Annotated in this window: 15 protein-coding genes and 1 pseudogene; 9 read left to right on the top strand and 7 right to left on the bottom strand. The window is 72.1% G+C overall.

Translation table 11 applies throughout. The features are described from left to right. The first annotated feature begins 416 nt into the window (after positions 1 to 416). Positions 417 to 914, top strand: coding sequence for a hypothetical protein (locus OHB00_RS47545; RefSeq protein ID WP_133025163.1), 498 nt, complete (start codon positions 417 to 419; stop codon positions 912 to 914). Positions 915 to 936: 22 nt separating this feature from the next. On the opposite strand, the gene OHB00_RS47550 is transcribed toward OHB00_RS47545, so the two are convergent. After that, entirely contained in the window at positions 937 to 2949 is a 2013-nt protein-coding gene (locus tag OHB00_RS47550; protein WP_406444804.1) for an N-acetylmuramoyl-L-alanine amidase, read from the bottom strand. 264 nt (positions 2950 to 3213) lie between these two features. Beyond that, on the bottom strand, positions 3214 to 4353 hold the full coding sequence (locus tag OHB00_RS47555) for an aminoglycoside phosphotransferase family protein (protein WP_406444806.1): 1140 nt from the start codon (positions 4351 to 4353) through the stop codon (positions 3214 to 3216). Between the two features lie 266 nt (positions 4354 to 4619). Between OHB00_RS47555 and OHB00_RS47560 the strand changes: the two genes are divergently transcribed. Next, positions 4620 to 6116 (top strand): hypothetical protein, encoded by a 1497-nt coding sequence (locus OHB00_RS47560; protein ID WP_406444808.1) that lies wholly within the window; start codon positions 4620 to 4622, stop codon positions 6114 to 6116. A gap of 50 nt (positions 6117 to 6166) precedes the next feature. Here OHB00_RS47560 and OHB00_RS47565 read toward each other — a convergent pair whose 3' ends face one another. Next, positions 6167 to 7588 (bottom strand): PP2C family protein-serine/threonine phosphatase, encoded by a 1422-nt coding sequence (locus OHB00_RS47565; RefSeq protein ID WP_406444810.1) that lies wholly within the window; start codon positions 7586 to 7588, stop codon positions 6167 to 6169. 347 nt (positions 7589 to 7935) lie between these two features. On the opposite strand from OHB00_RS47565, the gene OHB00_RS47570 reads away from it, so the two are divergent. Beyond that, positions 7936 to 8349, top strand: coding sequence for an SsgA family sporulation/cell division regulator (locus tag OHB00_RS47570; protein ID WP_406444812.1), 414 nt, complete (start codon positions 7936 to 7938; stop codon positions 8347 to 8349). 138 nt (positions 8350 to 8487) lie between these two features. Next, positions 8488 to 9243: pseudogene (locus tag OHB00_RS47575) on the top strand (phospholipase C); the annotation flags it as partial. Between the two features lie 36 nt (positions 9244 to 9279). Here OHB00_RS47575 and OHB00_RS47580 read toward each other — a convergent pair. Next, entirely contained in the window at positions 9280 to 10308 is a 1029-nt protein-coding gene (locus tag OHB00_RS47580; RefSeq protein ID WP_406444813.1) for a Gfo/Idh/MocA family protein, read from the bottom strand. A gap of 66 nt (positions 10309 to 10374) precedes the next feature. Beyond that, positions 10375 to 11469 carry a chemotaxis protein gene (locus OHB00_RS47585; protein ID WP_406444815.1) on the bottom strand — a complete coding sequence of 365 codons (1095 nt, stop codon included), beginning with the start codon at positions 11467 to 11469 and terminating at the stop codon, positions 10375 to 10377. 168 nt (positions 11470 to 11637) lie between these two features. Here OHB00_RS47585 and OHB00_RS47590 point away from each other — a divergent pair, with 168 nt between their 5' ends. Next, positions 11638 to 12417: an alpha/beta fold hydrolase gene (locus OHB00_RS47590; RefSeq protein ID WP_406444817.1), complete on the top strand. Its 780-nt coding sequence runs from the start codon at positions 11638 to 11640 to the stop codon at positions 12415 to 12417. A gap of 324 nt (positions 12418 to 12741) precedes the next feature. Continuing rightward, positions 12742 to 14580, top strand: a complete 1839-nt coding sequence (gene asnB / locus OHB00_RS47595; protein WP_406444819.1) for an asparagine synthase (glutamine-hydrolyzing) — start codon at positions 12742 to 12744, stop codon at positions 14578 to 14580. 3 nt (positions 14581 to 14583) lie between these two features. Here asnB and OHB00_RS47600 read toward each other — a convergent pair whose 3' ends face one another. Continuing rightward, entirely contained in the window at positions 14584 to 16194 is a 1611-nt protein-coding gene (locus OHB00_RS47600; RefSeq protein WP_406444821.1) for an alpha/beta hydrolase, read from the bottom strand. A gap of 281 nt (positions 16195 to 16475) precedes the next feature. On the opposite strand from OHB00_RS47600, the gene OHB00_RS47605 reads away from it, so the two are divergent. The 3 genes from OHB00_RS47605 to OHB00_RS47615 all read left to right on the top strand — a co-directional run bounded on the left by OHB00_RS47605 (position 16476) and on the right by OHB00_RS47615 (position 19128). Beyond that, a complete protein-coding gene (locus OHB00_RS47605) occupies positions 16476 to 17174 on the top strand; it encodes a chaplin (protein WP_406444823.1) in 699 nt (232 codons plus the stop codon). Positions 17175 to 17421: 247 nt separating this feature from the next. Beyond that, complete coding sequence (locus OHB00_RS47610; protein ID WP_406444825.1) at positions 17422 to 18276, top strand: GNAT family N-acetyltransferase; 855 nt, start codon at positions 17422 to 17424, stop codon at positions 18274 to 18276. Between the two features lie 75 nt (positions 18277 to 18351). Further along, positions 18352 to 19128 carry a GNAT family N-acetyltransferase gene (locus OHB00_RS47615; protein ID WP_406444827.1) on the top strand — a complete coding sequence of 259 codons (777 nt, stop codon included), beginning with the start codon at positions 18352 to 18354 and terminating at the stop codon, positions 19126 to 19128. A 149-nt stretch (positions 19129 to 19277) separates the two neighbouring features. Here OHB00_RS47615 and OHB00_RS47620 read toward each other — a convergent pair whose 3' ends face one another. Continuing rightward, complete coding sequence (locus tag OHB00_RS47620) at positions 19278 to 19541, bottom strand: GlsB/YeaQ/YmgE family stress response membrane protein (protein WP_406444829.1); 264 nt, start codon at positions 19539 to 19541, stop codon at positions 19278 to 19280. Positions 19542 to 19606: the final 65 nt, after the last annotated feature.

Raw genomic sequence — 19606 nt, forward strand, 5'->3', positions numbered from 1 at the left:
CCAGGGGCGTGGGAAACGGGAAGGCCCGCTTGTGGCGGGCGCCGACGACGACCTACCCAGGGCGCGGGGAACGGGAAGGCCCGCTTGTGGCGGGCGTCGACGACGACCTGCCCAGGGGCGCGGGGAACTGCGCGACAAGCCACGACGGCGCCGCACCCGCCGACCAACCGTCACCTGCCACGACGAACACGGCCGGCGGACACGGCACCGCCGAACGCCACCGTCGCGGCCGAGCGCCGTCGCGGCGGATCCAGAGCGGCGGCGGATCGGGAGCGGCGGTGGCTCAAGTGCGGCGGCCGATCAGGTGCGGCGGCCGATCAGGTGCGGCGGCCGATCAAGAGTGCCGGAGAGGCGCCGGCCGACCCGCACCCGAACTGATCCCCGCCCCACAACCCCGGCCCCGTACCATGGACCGCATGTCGTTCCTCCGCCGCCGCAGCGCCACTCCCGCCGGTCCCGACTTCGACGTACTGGCCATGGACCCGGGTGACTGGCCCGGCAACCTCGGTGCCGGGCTGCTGCCCGCCCCCGACGGCACCTGCCAGGGCGTCTTCCTGCGCTACGACCTCTTCGGCGGCCGCGGTCCCGCAATGATCATCGGCAACCTCCCCGAGGGCTCCCCGGCCCGCGAGGTGGAGGAGGGCGAGGTCCCCTTCGAGGTCGGCCAGCTCCTCCTCGCCCTGGAGAACGACGAGGACGTCACCGTGGTCGGCACCGAGGACATGCCGGTCCTGCAGGGCGACAACCTGCTGATCGTGCGCCGTCTCAAGCTCTCCGAGAGCCGGATCTCCTGCGTCCAGTTCGACCGGAGCGACGGCGTCCTGGTGACGATCGCGGCTTGGGACCGCCCGATCACCGACGACCTGTACGCCCTGCTGAAGCCGCTCCCGGCGGAGCTTTTCCAGCAGGGCTGAGGAGGCCGACGCCTTCTGCCGGCTACTTCCCGTGGTGCCGTCCGCCCTTCGGGGGCGGCACCACGTCCACGTCGGCGGCGCGGACGAACTCGACCCGGTGGCCGTACTGGATCTCGTAGTACAGGTCCTTGCCGACCACGACCTTGTGCGAGTCGGTGCTGAAGGTGACCGCGTAGTAGTACTCGCCCGGCACCTCGTCACCGGCCACGTACTCCTGGCCCGCGGGGATCGTGTACGGCAGCGGGGAGATCGACTGAGCCGGTACCCCGGAGGGGTACGCGGACGCCTCCGGATAGGCGCGGCCGTACACCGGGATGCCGGTCCGGCCCGCTTTCGGTGTGATCACCACTCCGGTCGCGCTCACGGCCGCCGGCGCCGAAGCCGGGTTCCTGAACCAGGCCTTCTGCCCGAGGTACCAGATCGCCGTCCAGTCCCCCCAGGTGTCCGCCACCGCGTACTGCTGGCCGGTGGAGGCCCGTGAAGAGAGGTCGTTCACGTCGGTCGTCGGTGCCGTGCCGAGGCCGATGTCCTTGATCAGGGCCGAGTTCTCGTCGTGGTCGGAGTACAGCCGTACCGCGCTGGAGCCGTGCGCGGCGCAGGGCTGGCCCTTGGTGACGCAGCCGGTGTACGTCGGCTGGTTCGTGGCGTAGTCGGGCAGGATCGTGACCACACCGCCCGCCACCACCCGGTGCTTCTTGCCCCCCTTGTGCTTGAAGGGGTGGTCCAGCAGCTCGAAGTAGTGCCGCCAGTCCCAGTAGGGGCCGGGGTCGGTGTGCATCCCGGGGATCGTCGACGTGGTCGGGCCGGGCACGGTGTCGTGGCCGAGGATGTGCTGCCGGTCCAGCGGGATGCCGTACGTGTCGGAGAGGTACTTCACCAGCCGGGCCGAGGAGCGGTACATCGCCTCCGTGTACCAGGCGTCCGGCGAGGCGAGGAACCCCTCGTGCTCGATGCCGATCGACTTGGCGTTGATGTACCAGTTGCCGGCGTGCCAGGCCACGTCCTTCGCCTTGACGTGCTGGGCGATCAGACCGTCGGTGGAGCGGATGGTGTAGTTCCACGACACATAGGTCGGGTCCTGGACCAGGTTGATCGTCGTGTCCCAGGAACCCTCGGTGTCGTGGATGACGATGTACTTGATGCTCTGGGACGCCGGACGGTCGGCGAGGTCGTGGTTGCCGTAGTCGTTGTCCCCGAACTGCGAGTAGGGCGCGGGGATCCACTCGCAGGACACCGTTGTCGGGCATTGCGTGTCGCCGTCCGCCACCTCGGTGCGCAGCCCGGTCAGCTTCAGCTGCGCGGTGTCGGCCCGCAGGCCCGGCTGGGCGGCGAGGGCGACGACCTGTCCCGCGTCGGTGGTGCGCTCCTCGCCCGTGTGGAGGACGTCGAACACGTCGTTGGCGTACGCCGCCGCGGTCGCCGTGTCGTCGGCGCCGGAGAACCGGGCGATCGCGCCGTACCAGTGCGCCGGATCGGCGCTGAGCGGCTGGTGCAGGTCCCGCTGGGCGGCCGCGAGCAGGGCGGCGCCGCCGGCCACGTTGGCCGCCGCGTCGGTGCGCAGGTCCTCGGCCGCGATCCCGGTCAGCGCGGCGGCCTTCGTCAGCGTCTTCAGACGGGCCGGCAGCGCGGAGTTCCGCGGGACCTTCACGCTGGGGTGCAGGGCGGGTCGGGTGCTGTCGCCGCGGGCGTCCTCGGTGCCGTCCGCGAAGTGCGCGGTGGCCGTCGCCAGCGCGGTGTGCGCGTCGGTGAGGTGCATCGGGCCGTAGCCGCCGGTCACGCTGGGCGCGCCGGCGTGCGTGTCCCAGCGGGACTGGAGGTAGGAGACGGCCAGCAGCACGCTCTGCGGCACGTGGTACTCGGTGGCGGCGGACGCGAACGCCCGCTGGAGCAGCCCGGCGGACGACTCGCCGGTGTCCGGGGGCGGAGCCGCGCCCAGCAACGGCAGCAGCAGCGCCGCGGCGGCGACGGCACCGGCCGTCCTGCGCGTGCGTCTGCCGCTGTGCGGGGGTGCGGGCTCGGTGACGGATCCTCGCAATGCTGCCTCCTGGGGCGATGGGGCGCGACGGGGCGTGCGGGGCTGAGCGTGGCTCAGTGGTACCGGCTTGCCGACGATCCGTCAATCATGCCCAGAGAGACCAGAATTCCCATGTCATACGATGATCGTGGGAGTTTCGCGGTGGCGGTCCACCGACCTGCGGGGCATCAGTGGCGTACACCAGTGTGCTTCGCCCAGGCCCCCGGACATGCGAGGATCCGCGATGCGCCGTTGCCCTGAGCGCATCGCGGATCCTCGTCCCCGTCAGCGAGTGCCGACCGCCGCGCGCACGGCCCGGCGGGCCAGCTGGCAGTCGTCGTGCAGCCGCCGGAGCAGCAGCCGCTGTTCCTCGCCGGTCGGCGCGGCGCCCGGGTGGGCCGTACCCGGTGCCGCCGGGGTCGCGTCGTGCATCGAACGCTGCACGGCGGTCTCGTACGTCCGGATCTCCCGGGTGAGGACCAGCATCAGGTTCACCAGGAAGGCGTCCCGGGACGCGGGCCCCGCCGACTGGGCGATCTGACTGATCTGACGGCGCGCCACCGGGGCGTCGCCGAGGACCGACCAGAGCGTGGCCAGGTCGTAGCCCGGCAGGTACCAGCCCGCGTGCTCCCAGTCCACCAGCACTGGACCGGCCGGGGACAGCAGGATGTTCGAGAGCAGGGCGTCGCCGTGGCAGAACTGGCCCATTCCCTGGCGGCCTGCCGCGACCGCGATGCCGTGCAGCAGCTTCTGCAGGTCACCCATGTCCCGGTCGGTGAGCAGCCCCAGCTCGTGGTAACGAGCGATACGGGCCGGGTAGTCCACCGGGGCGTCGAAGGTGCCCGCCGGGGGCCGCCACGCGTTCAGCCGGCAGATCGCACCCAGCGCCGCCCGGATGTCGGCCCGGGGCGGGGCCTCCGCCGGGTGGCGCTGGACCGCCGCCACCCGGCCGGGCATCCGCTCGATCACCAGCGTGCAGTTGTCCGGATCCGCCGCGATCAGTCTCGGCACCCGGATCGGCGGCCGGTGCCGGACGAACGAGCGGTATGCGGCTATCTCGTGGCGGGACCGCTCCGCCCAGGCGGGGGAGTGGTCCAGTAGACACTTCGCCACGGCCGTGCTGCGCCCCGTCGTCCCGACGAGGATCACCGATCGCCCGGAGCGGCGCAGCACCTGTACCGGAGCGAACTCCGGGCAGATCCGGTGCACCGCCGCGATCGCGGTGCGCAGCTGCGCACCCTGGGGGCCGGAGAGGTCGAGTCTCCCGCTGAGGGGCTGGGTGCCGAGACCTGCGGCGCGCCGCTGCCGGCCCACGACCGGTACGGCGGCCCCTGGACGCGCGGGGTCGAGATAGGGTCCGCTCCCCGCCGGGCGGGGGCGCAGCGACCGGGGCGGAGCGGACACGGAGGACGATGCTGCGTACATGGGCGATACAGATCCCTTCGTGTACCTGCGGTGCCTGCCTGAGAAGTCCTGTGAGGGGTTCTCGTGGCCAACCCGTCCCGGCCGCCCGGGCACACCCTGGGGAGTGTGCCCGTCGAGTGGCGACCGGGTCGGGGTGGCGCGTTCCTACCTGACACCCGTTGCCCAGTGGCACACCATCTGGCGCACCCTGGCGAACCGTGGCGAATAGTCGCCCGGCAACCAGCACGGGGCTACTGTCAACTCAGCCGAGAACCTGGGGGCTTGACGTGACCGGAGAACCCAACACCCGTCTCTCGGACCTGTTCGGCCTGGCCGGCTGGTCCAAGGGCGAGCTCGCGAGGCTGGTCAACCGGCAGGCGGCGGCCATGGGCCACCCCCAGCTGGCGACCGACACCTCCCGGGTGCGGCGGTGGATCGACACGGGAGAGATCCCGCGCGATCCCGTGCCGCGGGTGCTGGCGGCTCTGTTCACCGAGCGTCTCGGCCGTGTCGTGACCATCGAGGACCTCGGTCTGGTACGGCACGGGCGTACGGGAAAACGGCCGGACGACGGGAACGTGGAACATCCCGACGGCATGCCGTGGGCGCCCGAACGAACCGCCGCGGTCCTCACCGAATTCACGGGAATGGACCTCATGCTCAACCGACGCGGCTTGGTGGGCGCGGGTGCCGCGCTCACCGCGGGATCCGTACTCAGCAGCGCCATGTACGAGTGGCTCCACACCGACCCCACACTCAAGGCCGACGCCCCCGTCCTCGACGACCCTCTGCACGCCGACCCCGCTGGGTTCGACCGCTACGAGGCCGCCCCCATCGGATCCGAGGAGATCGAGGAACTGGAGCGCTCCGTCGAGGTGTTCCGCGCCTGGGACGCGGCCCGCGGCGGGGGGCTGCAGCGCAAGGCGGTGGTGGGACAGCTCAACGAAGTGGGCGGCATGCTCGCCTACCGCCACCCCGAGCATCTCCAGCGGCGCCTGTGGGGTGTCGCCGCCAACCTCGCCGTCCTCGCGGGCTGGATGTCACACGACGTCGGCCTGGAGCCCACGGCCCAGAAGTACTTCGTCATCGCCGCCCACGCGGCCCGTGAGGGCGGCGACCGGCCGCGTGCCGGGGAGGCGCTCTCCAGGGCGGCTCGCCAGATGGTGCACCTCGGCCGGCCCGACGACGCGCTCGATCTGATGAAGCTCGCCAAGTCCGGCTCGGGCGACGAGGTGCTGCCGCGCACCCGGGCGATGCTCCACACCATCGAGGCCTGGGCGCAGGCGTCGATGGGCAAGGGCCAGGCGATGCGCCGCACCCTCGGCCAGGCGGAGGACCTCTTCGTCTCCGACCGGGGCGACGTGCCGCCGCCGAGCTGGATGCAGATGTTCAAGGAAGAGGATCTGTACGGCATGCAGGCCCTCGCCTACCGGACGCTGGCCGAGCACGACCCGGCCGCGGCCGTGCACGCCCAGCACTACGCGGAGAAGGCCCTGGCCCTGAGGATCGACGGCCGGCAGCGGTCGAAGATCTTCGACTTCCTGTCCATGGCCTCCGCCTGCTTCATCGCGGACGACCCCGAGCAGGCGGACCGTTACGCCCGGCTGGCCCTGATGTCGATGGGATCGAACTCCTCCCACCGCACCTGGGACCGGCTGCGCCAGATGTACCGGCTCAGCGCCGAGTACTCCAGTTACCCGAGGATCCAGGAGCTGCGGGAGGAGATCAAGCTGGCACTGCCCAAGGCCAGGAGCAAGGGGAGCAACAGCAGCGCACAGGCATAGGCGCCCGCGCGCTCGGCACGAGCCGGCGACCTCCTACGCACCCATCTCGGCTACTCACCCACCTTGGCGACGAGCAGACAGGCCTCGTCCTCGCGCTCGCTCTCGCCGAACTCCTCGACCACGGCCCGGACACAGTCCTGGGCGGTGCGCGCCGCCCCGAACCGGGGGGCCAGGCCGAGGAGAGCGCCCAGAGAGTCCGCTCCGCTGTGCCCGGGCACCACTCCGTCGGTGTGCAGCAGCAGCAGATCGCCCGGTTCCAGGGGCACTTCGGCCTGCCCATAACCGGCTCCCGAGGTGACACCGAGCAGCACGCCCTCCGGCGCGCTGAGCGCACACCCCGTCCCGCCGCGGAACAGCAGCGGGGCGGGGTGTCCTGCCTGTGCCCAGGTCAGGGTGCGGGTGGCGGGGCGGTAGCGGCAGCAGACGGCGCTGCCCAGGGCGGGCTGCACGGTGGCGTCGAGTAACTGGTTGAGCAGGGACATGAGCTGCCCCGGCTGGGTGCCCGCCATCGCCATACCGCGTACGGCGCCCAGCAGCATCGTCATGCCCGAGGCGACGGCGACGCCGTGCCCGGTGAGGTCGCCGACGCTCAGCAGGGTGTCGCCGTCGGACAGCTCCAGCGCGTCGTACCAGTCGCCGCCCAGCAGGCCGCCGGCCCCGGACGGCAGGCAGCGGGCGGCGACGTCGAGGGTGCCCGGTCCCCGGCGCGGGGGCCGCAGGGCACCGCGCCCCGGCGGCAGCACGGCCTCCTGGAACTCCACGGCGAGCCGCTGTTCGGTCTCGGCCCGCCGGTGGTGCCGCTGCATCGTGTCCCGGGTCTCGCGCACCGTCCGCTGGCTGCGCCGCAGTTCGCTGACGTCCCGCAGCACGGCCCACATCGAGGCGGTGCTGCCGTCGCCGTCGAGCACGGGCTCGCCCATCATGTGGACGGTCCGCACGTTCCCGTCGGGGCGCAGGACACGGAACTCGCCGTCGATCGGCTTGGCGTCGACCAGGCAGGCGGTGACCATCGCGGTCAGCCGGGGCCGGTCCTCGTCCAGCACGAGGGCGGGCAGTTCGTCGAGGGTGAGCGCGGGCGCGGCCGGGTCGTGGCCGAGGATCCGGTAGAGCTCGCCGGACCAACTGGCCTCGTCCGTCAGGAGGTTCCACTCGGCGCTGCCGACCCTGCTGAGCAGCGAGCCGGAGGCGGGTGCGGGGTGGCGGGCGGGCGCCGTCTCCACTCCGGGCGGCGGATGCGCCGGTCCGTCCCGCAGCTGGGCCAAGTGCTCGTCCAGATCGTTGAGCTGATGCAGCGCCAGGTCGTACAGGGCCCGCTGCCAGCGCTCCTCGGGGTCCGAACCGGAGTTCTGGGTGTCCCGCCGTACCGCGTTCACGTCGCCCTTGAGCCGCCGCGTCTGCGATATCAACGCCTCGACCGAGCCACGCCCGGGCGGCTGGGCGGCGGGGCGGTCCGCGGAGACATGGGACGGCATGACGCACTCCGATGCGGGACTGTTCGGCCAGGGCGGACGGTGGGACCGGTTACGACTGTTGCACAGCCTGCGACGCCCTGTAAGGGATTTGGCAACACACGATACGGTGGTGCTTCTGGCATGTGCCAGAGTCTTCACGGGCTGGTCGACCGGCATGAAAGGCGTACGCGCCCGGGTGTGCAAGTCGTAGTCGGGGTACGTGACTTGGCGGACTTCGTGGGGTCTCCGTGTCGCGCTCGGGCGGTTGTTCGACGCCCGTGTGTTCACAGTGTCGCGGTCTCGGCCAACCGCGGCAACTCTGTCCGGATTTCGCGTCATGCGAGGGGCCTTCCCGGAGTCCTACAGGCATGGACATCACTTTCGAGCAACCCGCCCGTGCCCGGCTGATCACCGCCGAGGACGAGGAGGTCCCGGTGCCCGCCACGCTCCGGTACACCTCCGGTGACCCGCTCGCCGTCTTCGTCGACTTCCCGGCCGAGGTCACCCTCGGCGGCGAGGAGGTCACGTGGACCTTCGCCCGCTCGCTCCTGGACCAGGGGCTCACCGCACCGGCCGGGCGCGGGGACGTCCACATCTGGCCGTGCGGCCCGGGGCGTACTGCCGTGGAGTTCCATTCGCCGCACGGTCTCGCCCTGCTCCAGTTCGACACCCAGGCGCTGTTCCGGTTCCTGCAGCGCACGCACGAGGTGGTGACCCCGGGACAGGAGGACCTCGAAGCGGTCGTGGAACGGGGTCTGAGCACGCTGTTCGGGGGCGTGTGAGACTCCAGGGGCTACCGACCCGTACTTGGACTCCTGTTCACTCCCGCCTCAACGATCCGGTCCGGAGCCTGCCGACCGTCCCGTGCACCCTGGCGTGCGGTGTGCCGCACGGGCGCACCGGTGACGAGGACGGGGCGAATGACACCGATCAGCCGAAGAGACTTCGTGGGGCTGGGCGCTTCCGTGGCGGCGGGCATGGCGGCGGGGCGCCGTCGGCCCACGGACCGCGGCCGCGGTCCGGACCACGGCGACCGGCACGATCTCGGACGTCAGGCACGTGGCGATCCTCCTGCAGGAGAACCGCAGCTTCGACCACTACTTCGGGCGCCTCAAGGGCGTCCGCGGCTTCGCGGACCGCAGCGGCATCACCCTCTGCGGCGGCCCCCGGTCTTCGACCAGCCGAACGGCTCCGGCCGTCAGTACCCGTGGAAGCTCAGCGCCACCCCCGACGCCGGCGGCAGGGACGGCGAGACCCTCGCCCAGTGCAACGGCGACCTGCCGCACTCCTGGTCCTCCCAGCACTCCGCATGGAACAAGGGCCGCCTCGACAACTGGGTGGCGGGCGTCGGCAATGTCCGGTCCCTCGGCTGTCTGGGCCGCTCCGACATCCCCTTCCACTACGCGCTCGCCGACAACTACACGATCTGCGACGCCTACTTCTGCTCCACCCTGAGCGCCACCGGCCCCAACCGCACCTACCCGTGGAGCGGCAAGGTCGACCCCAGCAGCTACGACGGCGGTGACGAGTCCGGCCTGACCTGGCAGAACTACGCCGAGGCCCTGCAGAACGCCGGGGTGACCTGGAAGGTCTACCAGAACGCCCAGGACAACTACGGGGACAACGGCTGCGCCTACTTCAAGAACTTCGCCGTCGCCAGGGCGGGCAACCCGCTCGGTTCACCGGCCGCCTGGAGACGGGCGCCGCCGGCGTCAGCGGCTGACGTCCCCGGCGTACAGGTCCGGGCGCGGGGCGAGGTCGACGGCCGTGCGGCCGCCGGTCTCCAGCGCCCGGACTCCGGTCTCGGCGACCACGGAGGACGCGTAGCCGTCCCAGGCGCTCGGTCCGGTGACCCTGCCACGCCGGGTGGCGTCCACCCAGGCCTGCACCTCCCGGTCGTAGGCGTCCGCGAACCGCACCAGGTAGTCCTGGGCCACCTCCTCGCGAGCGCCGCCGGCCGCGGTGACCAGCATGGTGTGGTCCTCGCCGATCCGGGCGCTGCCCTTCTCGCACACGGCCTCGCAGCGCACCTGGTAGCCGAAGCCGCAGTTCACGAAGACCTCGACGTCGACGACGGCGCCCCCCTCGGTCTCGAAGAGGACCAGCTGCGGGTCGAGCAGCCCCTCGGGCGCGCCCGAGGAGGGCCGCGGCCGCAGCACGGTCACCGCGGTCAGCTCCTGGCCGAGCAGCCAGCGGGCCGCGTCGATCTCGTGCGACACCGAGCTGTTGATCAGCATGGCGCTGGTGAAGCCGGGCGGCGAGGACACGTTGCGGTGGGTGCAGTGCAGCATCAGCGGCCGGCCCAGACCGCCGCCGTCCAGCAGCGACTTCAGACGCTGGTACTCGGCGTCGTAGCGGCGCATGAACCCGATCTGCGCCAGCCTGCGCCCGTGCCCCGCTTCGGCCTCCACCACCCGCAGCGCACCGGTGGAGTCCGGCACCATGGGCTTCTCGCACAGCACCGGAAGTCCGCGCTCGAAAGAGGCCAGTAGCGGCTCCTCGTGCGCCGGGCCGGGGGAGGCGATCAGCACGGCGTCGACGCCCGGCGCGGCCAGGGCGGCCAGTGGGTCCGCGTGCACGGTGACGCCGTCCAGACCGCCCACCGCCTCCTTGGCACGGTCCAGGTCGGGGTCGGCGACCGCCGCCACCCTCGCACCGCTCACCACCTGGTCCAGCCGTCGTATGTGGTCGGCCCCCATGTGTCCGACACCCAGCACCGCGACGCCCAGCAACTCAGCCACGCCCACGCCCTCCCTCTCGGCCGACGATCACGTTCCAGAGCCTACGTCGGCCGAGAGAGGGGCCGGTCAGTAGCGCAGCACGCCGGCGATGCCGTTCTCGTCGCCCAGGGTGCCGTCCGGAACGAAGCGCACCTCGGCGCCGGTCTCCAGGCACTGCTCGACGATCTCGTCCACGATGTCGTCGCGGGCGTCGAGGTCGCCGCTCGCGGCCGGGACCAGATGGTCGCCGTCGTCGCGGACCGTGGTGCGGTAGTTCTCCTCGACGGCCAGCAGCCGGACCCGGCCCTCGCGGGCGTTCTGCCAGACCTCGTCGACACCGGCCGCGAACGTCTTGTGGCCGCGGGCGGATTCGAGTTCCCGGGCCACCGACGCGGTGCTCCGGCGGGACTCCGCCTGGAGAAGCGGACTGATCGCCTGCCACACGGCCTCCGGGCCGGCGTGCGCGAGACCGCCGTGCTGCACGGGAATGCTGTGCCTGGCGACGTTGCCGAGCTCCTCCCACAGCGAGAGGGCGGCCTGCTCGCCGGTGACGTAGAGGGGCCGCGGCTCGTCGCGCAGCAGCGCGGCCATCGCGGTGTTCGCGTCCCGCAGGAAATGCTTGGTGTCCTCGTCGCGGAAGGTGCTGGGCAGGTCGCCGACGCGTTGCAGGCGCTCGGCGTCGAAGTTCTCCGTACTGCGGTTCAGCGGGAAACCACCGGACCGGCTCTCGGTGACCCGGTCGACACCGCCGTTCCAGAGCGTGACACGGTCGGCAGAGATCGACAGGACCCAGAACGGCCGCTCGGCGGCGTGCGCCGAGACCAGGTTGCGGGTCAGGAAGGTGTCCGAGAGCACCACACGCTCGGGCACACTGCGGGCCAGCGACCACACCTGGTGCTCACCCGGCGCGGCGAAGATCACCAGACCGTCCTCGGTGTAGGTCAGGTCGACCTCGGCGAGAGCCTGTTCGAGCTGAGCGACGACGTCGGAGCGCCGGTCCCGGGTGACCGCGGGATCGGCCTCCAGCTGCTTCTTCGCCTCGGCCACGACATTGCGCAGCCGGACGGAGTCCTGGGCGTTGTCGGGCTCCCGGCGGTGCGTCGGCGTCAGCACGGAGACAGCGGGATAGGGGCGCGGACGGCGCAGCTCGGCAAGGGTCGAAGAACTGAGTGCGTGCTCCATACCAGCACCATAGGACCGATTCGCCATTGCGGCATTTGGGGTAATTCCCCGGCGTCCCCGGTTCCGGGGCGCGCCGTAACCGTGTTGAGGCCCGCGGCCCGGTGACGAGGGCCGGGACGGCCGGTTACCGTACCCGGCAGTAACCGGATCACGCCCCAGGAGGCCGCCATGCCGCAGTTCGACGTCGACGGAGCGGTGCTGGCGTACGACGACGAGGGCCCCCGCGACGGCGGCGCCGCGCCCCTGGTGTTCATCCACGGCTGGACCGCGAACCGGCACCGCTGGGACCATCAGATGGCGCACTTCGCCGGCCACCGCCGGGTGATCCGGCTCGACCTGCGCGGCCACGGCGAGAGCACCGGGGCCGGGGTGAGGACCGTCGCGGAGCTCGCGCAGGACGTCATCGCCCTCCTCGACCATCTCAAGGTGGACCGGTTCGTCCCCGTCGGTCACTCCATGGGCGGCATGATCTCCCAGACCATCGCGCTGGCCCATCCGGACCGGGTCGAGCGGATGGTCCTGGTCGGCTCCATCGGCCGGATGACGTACAGCCGCGGCCGCGGGCTGCTGATGGCGGCCTCGACCCTGGTGCCGTACAAGATGTTCGTCGCCGCCAACATCCAGCGCGCCTTCGCCCCCGGCCACCCCCGCGAGGAGATCCGGGAGTACGTCCGCGCGTCCGCCGGCACCCCGCGCGAGGTCGTCATGACGCTGTACGGCGCCATGCGGGCCTTCGACGTCCTGGACCGGGTCGGCGAGATCGCCGCGCCCACCCTGATCGTGCACGGCTACCACGACATCCAGCTGCCGGTGCGGCAGATGCTGCGGATGGCCAAGGCCTACCCGGACGCGGAGGTCCGGATCATCGACGCCGGACACGAACTCCCGGTGGAGCGGCCGGCCGAGCTGACGGCGGTCCTGGACCGGTTCCTGGCACCGGCCGTGTAGCGCGAGCCCCCGACAGCACCACGTGACCGGCGCCCGGCGAAAGCCGCGGCGCCGACCCGTTTGGCGAACTTTTTGCGCTTGGCCTGTTCCGGGCGGACCGCGCCCGACGCGGCGCGGGTGCGCGGCCCTCGGGCGGGCAAAACGCGTCCGAAACCGAGGGCGGAGTACTCCGTTCGTGTTACGGCCAGGTTGACCGGCCGAGAACGCGGGCGCACGCTCGTCACATAGGTGCTGAATACAAGTGGTTCGCTCGGGCAATCGCCTCCGCCGCGGAACCCGCAGGTGGCGCGCGTGGCCCGGCCGACCGGCAGCGGGAGGTAACGCATGTGTGGCATCACCGGCTGGGTCTCCTTCGACCGTGACCTCACCACCGAGACGCGCGCATTGGATGCGATGACGCAGACCATGGCATGCCGCGGCCCCGACGACCGGGGCACCTGGAGCGAGGGTCCCGCCGCCCTGGGGCACCGCAGGCTCGCGATCATCGACCTGCCCGGGGGCCGCCAGCCCATGACCGTCCGCACCCCGGCCGGCACCGTCGCGATGGTCTACTCCGGCGAGGCCTACAACTTCACCGAGCTGCGCCGTGAACTCGTCGCCCGAGGTCACGAGTTCACCACCGACTCGGACACCGAGGTCGTGCTCCGCGGCTATGTCGAGTGGGGTGACGCCGTCGCCGAGCGGCTCAACGGCATGTACGCGTTCGCCGTCTGGGACGGCCGCCACGACAAGCTCGTGATGATCCGTGACCGCATGGGCATCAAGCCCTTCTACCTCTACCCGACCCCCGACGGCGTCCTGTTCGGCTCCGAACCCAAGGCGATCCTGGCCAATCCGCTGGTCCGGCCCCGGGTCGGCCTGGACGGGCTGCGCGAGCTGTTCACCATGGTCAAGACCCCCGGCCACGCCGTGTGGGAGGGCATGCGCGAGGTGGAACCCGGCACCGTCGTCACCGTCGACCGCGACGGCCTGCGCACCCGGGCGTACTGGCGCCTGGAGACCCGCCCGCACACCGACGACCGCGACACCACCGTCGCCACCGTCCGCGAACTCCTCGACGACATCGTGCGCCGCCAGCTGGTCGCCGACGTGCCCCGCTGCACCCTGCTCTCCGGCGGCCTCGACTCCTCCGCCATGACCGCCCTTGCCGCCCGGCAACTCGCCGTGCACGGCGAGAAGGTCCGCAGCTTCGCCGTGGACTTCGTCGGCCGGACCGACAACTTCGTCGCGGACGAACTGCGGGGCACTCCCGACACGCCCTTCGTGCACGACGTGGCCCGGCTGGCCCGCACCGACCACCAGGACATCGTCCTCGACGTGGCCAGCCTCGCCGACCCCGCGGTCCGCGAGCGGGTGATCCGGGCCCGCGACCTGCCGGCCGGGTTCGGGGACATGGACACCTCGCTCCTGCTGCTGTTCCGGGCCGTCCGCGACCAGTCCACCGTCGCGCTGTCCGGGGAGTCGGCCGACGAGGTGTTCGGCGGCTACCTGCAGTTCTTCGACGAGGGAGCCCGCACCGCCGACACCTTCCCCTGGCTCTTCCAGTTCGCCCGGCACTTCGGCGACGACTCCGACGTCCTGCGCACGGACCTCGCCAAGTCCCTCGACCTGGAGACCTACGTCGCCGACGCCTACCACTCGGCCGTCACCGGCATCCAGCGCCTGGACGGCGAGGACGACTTCGAGTACCGGATGCGGCGCATGAGCCATCTGCACCTCACCCGCTTCGTCCGCGCCCTGCTCGACCGCAAGGACCGGATGAGCATGGCCGTCGGCCTGGAGGTCCGGGTGCCGTTCTGCGACCACCGGCTCGTCGAGTACGTCTACAACGCGCCCTGGTCCCTCAAGTCCTTCGACGGCCGTGAGAAGACCCTGCTCCGCGAGGCCACCCGGGACGTCCTCCCGCAGTCCGTGTACGACCGGGTCAAGAGCCCCTACCCGTCCACCCAGGACCCGGAGTACGGCCGCGCCCTCCAGGACCAGGTCAAGGACCTGCTGACCCGGCCCGACCACCGGGTCTTCGACCTCGTGGACCGCGAGAAGGCCGACCGGGCGGCCCACCGGACCGAACTGACCACCCAGGCCGACCGGCGCGGCCTGGAACGCACCCTCGACCTGGCCCACTGGATCGACCTCTACGACCCCGAGCTCACCCTCTCCTGAGCCTCAGTCCGACGAGTCGGTGAGGGCACCCCCGTCACCGTCCGCCGGGCAGGAACTGCCGTCGGGCGGCAGCGTGCCGTACAGCAGGAAGTCGTCGACCTTGCCGTGCACGCAGGAGGAGGACGTGTAGCCGGTGTGGCCGTCGCTTCTGTTGTCCAGCACCACGGCCGACGGACCGAGCCGCTTCGCCGTCTCGATCGTCCAGCTGTACGGCGTCGCCGGGTCACCGCGCGTGCCCACCAGCAGCATCCGCGCGGAGGGCACGTCCTTCACCTCGTCACGGATGAAGTCCGTGCCGCGCGGCCGGCCGTAGCAGAGCAGGACCTGGGTGAGCCGGAACCGGCCGAAGACCGGGGACGCCTGCTGGTACTCCTTGTCCAGCCGGGCGACGTCCGAGGTGAGTTGCCCGGCGCTCGGCCGGTCCGGGTCGTCGGCGCAGTCGATCGCCATCAGCGCGGCCGACAGGTTGTCCACGGGGACGTCCGCACCGTCCACGAGGCCGCCGCCTCGCGGGTGCCCCTTCGGCAGCGCGTAGCCGCCGGACGCGAAGTTCTGCACCCCCCGGGTGTCGCCGTCCTCGACCAGCGAGGCCAGCGCCCGCTCCAGCTTCGGCCACAGCTCCTTGCCGTACAGCCCCTGCCCGATGGCGGCCACCAGGTCCTGACCGGAGAACGAGCCACCGAAGTCGGAGGGCACCGGGTCCTTGTCGAGCGACCGCACCAGCCGCACGACCGCCTCGCCGGCCTTGCGCCGGTCCTGCCCGAACGGGCACCCCAGGTCGGTGGCGCACCAGTCCAGGAAGTCGTCCAGTGCCGTCTGCTGCCCCCGGGCACCGGCCACCCCCTGCTCGGCCAGCGACTCGGTCAGCGTGTCCACGCCGTCCAGCACCATCCGGCCCACGTTGTGCGGGAACTGCGCCGCGTACACCGCGCCGAGTCTGGTGCCGTAGGAGAAGCCCAGGTAGTTCAGCTTCCTGTCGCCGAGCGCCTCGCGGATGACGTCCAGATCCCGGGAGGCGTTCACCGTGCCTATGTGGGACAGCACGGGCCCCGAGTTCCTGGTGCACCGCAGCGTCAGCTGCTTCAGCGCCTTCATCAGGGCCAGCGGATGCCCGACGTCGGGCGGCTTCTCCGCGATCGCGCCGTCCGAGGCCCCCTCGGCGCCGCCACCGCAGCTGACGGGGGAGGAGCGGCCGACCCCGCGCGGGTCGAAGCCGACCACGTCGTAGCCGTTGGTCAGGCCCATGAAGTCCTTGCCCTGCTGCCCGAGCCCGCTGACGCCCGAGCCGCCCGGGCCCCCGAAGTTCAGCAGCACCGAGCCCCGCGACCTGCCGGTCGCCCGGTAGCGGGACAGCGCCAGGTCGAGGGTGCCCGCGGCCGGTCGCGCGTAGTCGAGGGGGACGGTGACCTTGGCGCACTGCATGTCCTTGGGCAGCTCCACGTCCTTGCACGCCGCCCACCTGACCTTCTGCCGGTAGAACCGGGTCAGGTCCGGCTGCTTGCCGCCCGTCTCCGCGGCGGCCGCGGGCAGCCCGGCGCCGAGCAGCGCCAGGGCGACGGCGCCGGCGCCCGCGCAGCGCCGCAGGGCGGGCCGGGTACGGGGCACGGCAGGCATCGAGGGCCTCCAGGGACGCTCCGTGGCGGACCGGGTACAGGACTTTTCGCCCACCATAAGCGGGCTCCACGGGGGCCGCCTCCCGGCGAGCGGGGCGGGCCGGGGGGCCGTATCCTCCGCGCGATCATCCGGTTTCAGGCCCTTGCACACTTTTACTGCCGGTTCGAGTTCAGTGTCACTCGATGGGGTGAAAGGTGGATCAGCCATAACTCAGATGGTTCGTCTGCGTTTTAACCGTTGCGGGCGAGCGTCCGCAATCATGTCTGGAAGGCAGGGAACCTATGAAACGGGTGACCCGAAACGGGGTGATCGCCGTCGCCGCCGCCTCCGGTGCGATGGCTGTGGCGGTCCCGGCCTGGGCCGACTCGGGCGCGGACGGCATCGCGGCCGGTTCGCCCGGGGTGATCTCCGGCAACGGCATCCAGTTGCCGGTGCACGTCCCGGTGAGCGTGTGCGGGAACACCGTGAACGTGGTGGGGCTCTTGAACCCGGCGGCCGGCAACACCTGCGCGAACCAGGGCGGTGGCGACACCGGTCACGACACTCCCGGCGGCTCGGCGACGACCGGGGGCGCGTCCGCGCGGGGCGCCGAGGTGGACTCGCCCGGGGTGATCTCCGGCAACGGCGTCCAGCTGCCGGTGGACCTCCCGGTGAACGTCAGCGGCAACAGCGTGAACGTGGTCGGCGTCCTCAATCCGGCCATCGGCAACACCTCGGTGAACACCTCCGGTGACCACCCGGGCCCGCCGAAGGTCCACACCCCGGTGCTGCCCACCGTCAAGCCGCCGACCGCTCCCGAGCCGCCGGCCCCGACGAAGACCCACGCGCCCAAGGCGCACCACCCCGCCGAGCCGCCGGCCGAGGCCAGCCTGGCCCACACCGGCACGGACCTCACCGGCGCCGCCGTGGCGGGCAGCGCGGCGCTGCTGCTCACCGGGACCGCCCTGCACCGGCGCTTCCGCCCGGGCCGCACGCGCTGACCGGCCGAGGTGATAGCCGGGCGGGCTGACGCACCGCGCATCGGCAGGCCCCACCGGCCCGACCGGTGGGGCCTGCGCCGCGCGCACGGCGGCTGCCGAACCGGCCGCCGGCGGTGCGCGGTGCCCGGGGCGCACGTCAACGGCTTGATCCCGTCGTGGCGCTGTCTCCGGTGATCGGGAAGGATGCTGCGGGCGGGCGGCGCCGGTCGCCGCGCGGTCGGACCCAGCCACGGAATGGAGCGCGCCGATGACCTCTCCGGCCCCCCAGGACCTCGTCGTCACCCAGGCCACGCCGGACGACTGGCCGGTGATCGTCGGCTGGGCGGCGGACGAGGGCTGGAATCCCGGGCTGTCGGACATCACCGCCTTCTTCGCCCAGGATCCCGACGGGTTCTTCGTCGGCCGCGTCGACGGTGAACCGGTGTCGGCCATCTCCGTCGTGAACCACGGCGCCGACTACGCCTTCCTGGGCTGGTACCTGGTCCGCCCCGACCTGCGCGGCCAGGGGCACGGCTTCACCACCTGGAAGACCGCGCTCGCCCATGCCGGCGACCGTACCGTCGGCCTCGACGGCGTGGTGGCCCAGCAGGACAACTACCGCCAGTCCGGCTTCGAACTCGCCCACCGGACCGCCCGGTTCGTCGGTGAGGCGCCCGCCGCCGAGCCCCCGGCCGGCGTCCGGCCCGCCCGCGCCGCGGACCTGGCCGCCGTCACGGCCTACGACAGCGCCTGCTGCCCGGCCGACCGGCCGCGCTTCGTGGCCGCGTGGCTGGCCACCAGCGGGCACAAGGCGCTCGTCCGCCACGACGGCGACCGCCTCACCGGTTACGGCGTGATCCGTCCCGGCCGCGACACCCTGCGCATCGGCCCCCTCTTCGCCGACACCGCCGACGACGCCCGCGCCCTGTTCATCGGCCTCATCGCCGAGGCGGCGGGCCAGCAGGTCGCCATCGACGTGCCCGAGACCAGTACGGCGGGCGTCGCCCTCGCCGAGGCGGCCGGCTTCGCCCCCTCGTTCGAGACCGCCCGCATGTACACGGGCCCGGTCCGCGACCACGCCCGTGAGCGGGTCTTCGGGGTCACGACGCTCGAACTGGGCTGACCGTCAGCCCCGGGCACCCGGCAGCGAGCAGGTAATGGCGTTGCCGTCGGCGCCCCGGGATGGTGGAGTGCTCGGATGGATCAGCAAGCAGTGCTCGCGCTGTACGACCGTGACATGCGCCAGGGCGCCCTGCCCGACGGACCCGGCGCCCGGATCGAGCGCGCGGGCGCGGTGGTGCGCCAGGTGGCGGACGCCGAGGGATGGAACGGCGTCCTCTGGTCAGGGCTCGACGAGAAGACCGCGGACCGCGCGATCGCCGAGCAGATCGACTTCTTCGCGGCCCACGGGCGGGAGTTCGAGTGGAAGCGCTACGGCCACGACCTGCCGTCGGACCTCGGTGACCGGCTGACCGCGGCCGGGTTCGAGCCGGAGCCGGAGGAGACGCTGATGGCCGGGGAGGTCGCCCGGCTGAGCCTGGACGCCGAAGTGCCGGACGGCGTACGCGTGGTGCCCGCCACCGACCGGGCAGGCATCGAACTCGTCGTCGACGTGCACGAGAAGGCCTTCGGCACCGACGGTTCACGGCTGCGGCACCGGCTGCTGGCCCGGCTCGCCGAGCAGCCGGACAGCGTGGTCGCGATGGTCGCGCTCGCCGGGGACGAACCGGTCAGCGCCGCCCGGGTCGAGCTGGTCCCCGGGGCGAGGTTCGCCGGACTGTGGGGCGGCGGCACGGTGGAAGGATGGCGTGGGCGTGGTGTGTACCGTGCCCTGGTCGCCCACCGGGCCCGTGTCGCCGCCGCGCAGGGCTGCCGTTACCTCCAGGTGGACGCGTCGCCCATGAGCCGGCCGATCCTCGAACGACTGGGCTTCCACGCCCTGACCACGACCACGCCGTACCTCTCTCCGCGGTGAGCGGCCTACGGAGGCAGGCCGGCCGGCGGTGGGGACAGGCCGGCCGGCGGTATGGACGAGCGGTCAGCAGGCCGGGCGCCGCCGGGCGCGCCCGCGTGGCGGGGCCGCACCGGGTGGTGCGGCCCCGCCACGGGTGAGGCGCGCTCCGGTCACCGGCGTCCCTTGGTGCGGTCCAGTGCCGCGATCCCGATCGCCGCCAGTACGATCTGGATGAACCACTCGATCCAGTCGGGGCCCTTGGTGTCGGCCACGCCGAAGCCCGCCGCGATCGCCGAACCCAGCAGCGCCGCGACGATGCCGACGACGATGGTCCACAGGACGCCGATGTGCTGGCGGCCGGGGACGACCAGGCGTCCCAGCACACCGATGATGAGCCCGATGATGATGGCGCTGATGATGCCCGAGATCTCCATTTCCGCCCCTCTTCGTCTGTACTCCGCTGCTGTCCAATCTGCCCGCTCAACCCGGCGGCAGTCCC

Source organism: Streptomyces sp. NBC_00631, assembly GCF_045206895.1.
Classification (GTDB): Bacteria; Actinomycetota; Actinomycetes; order Streptomycetales; family Streptomycetaceae; genus Streptomyces.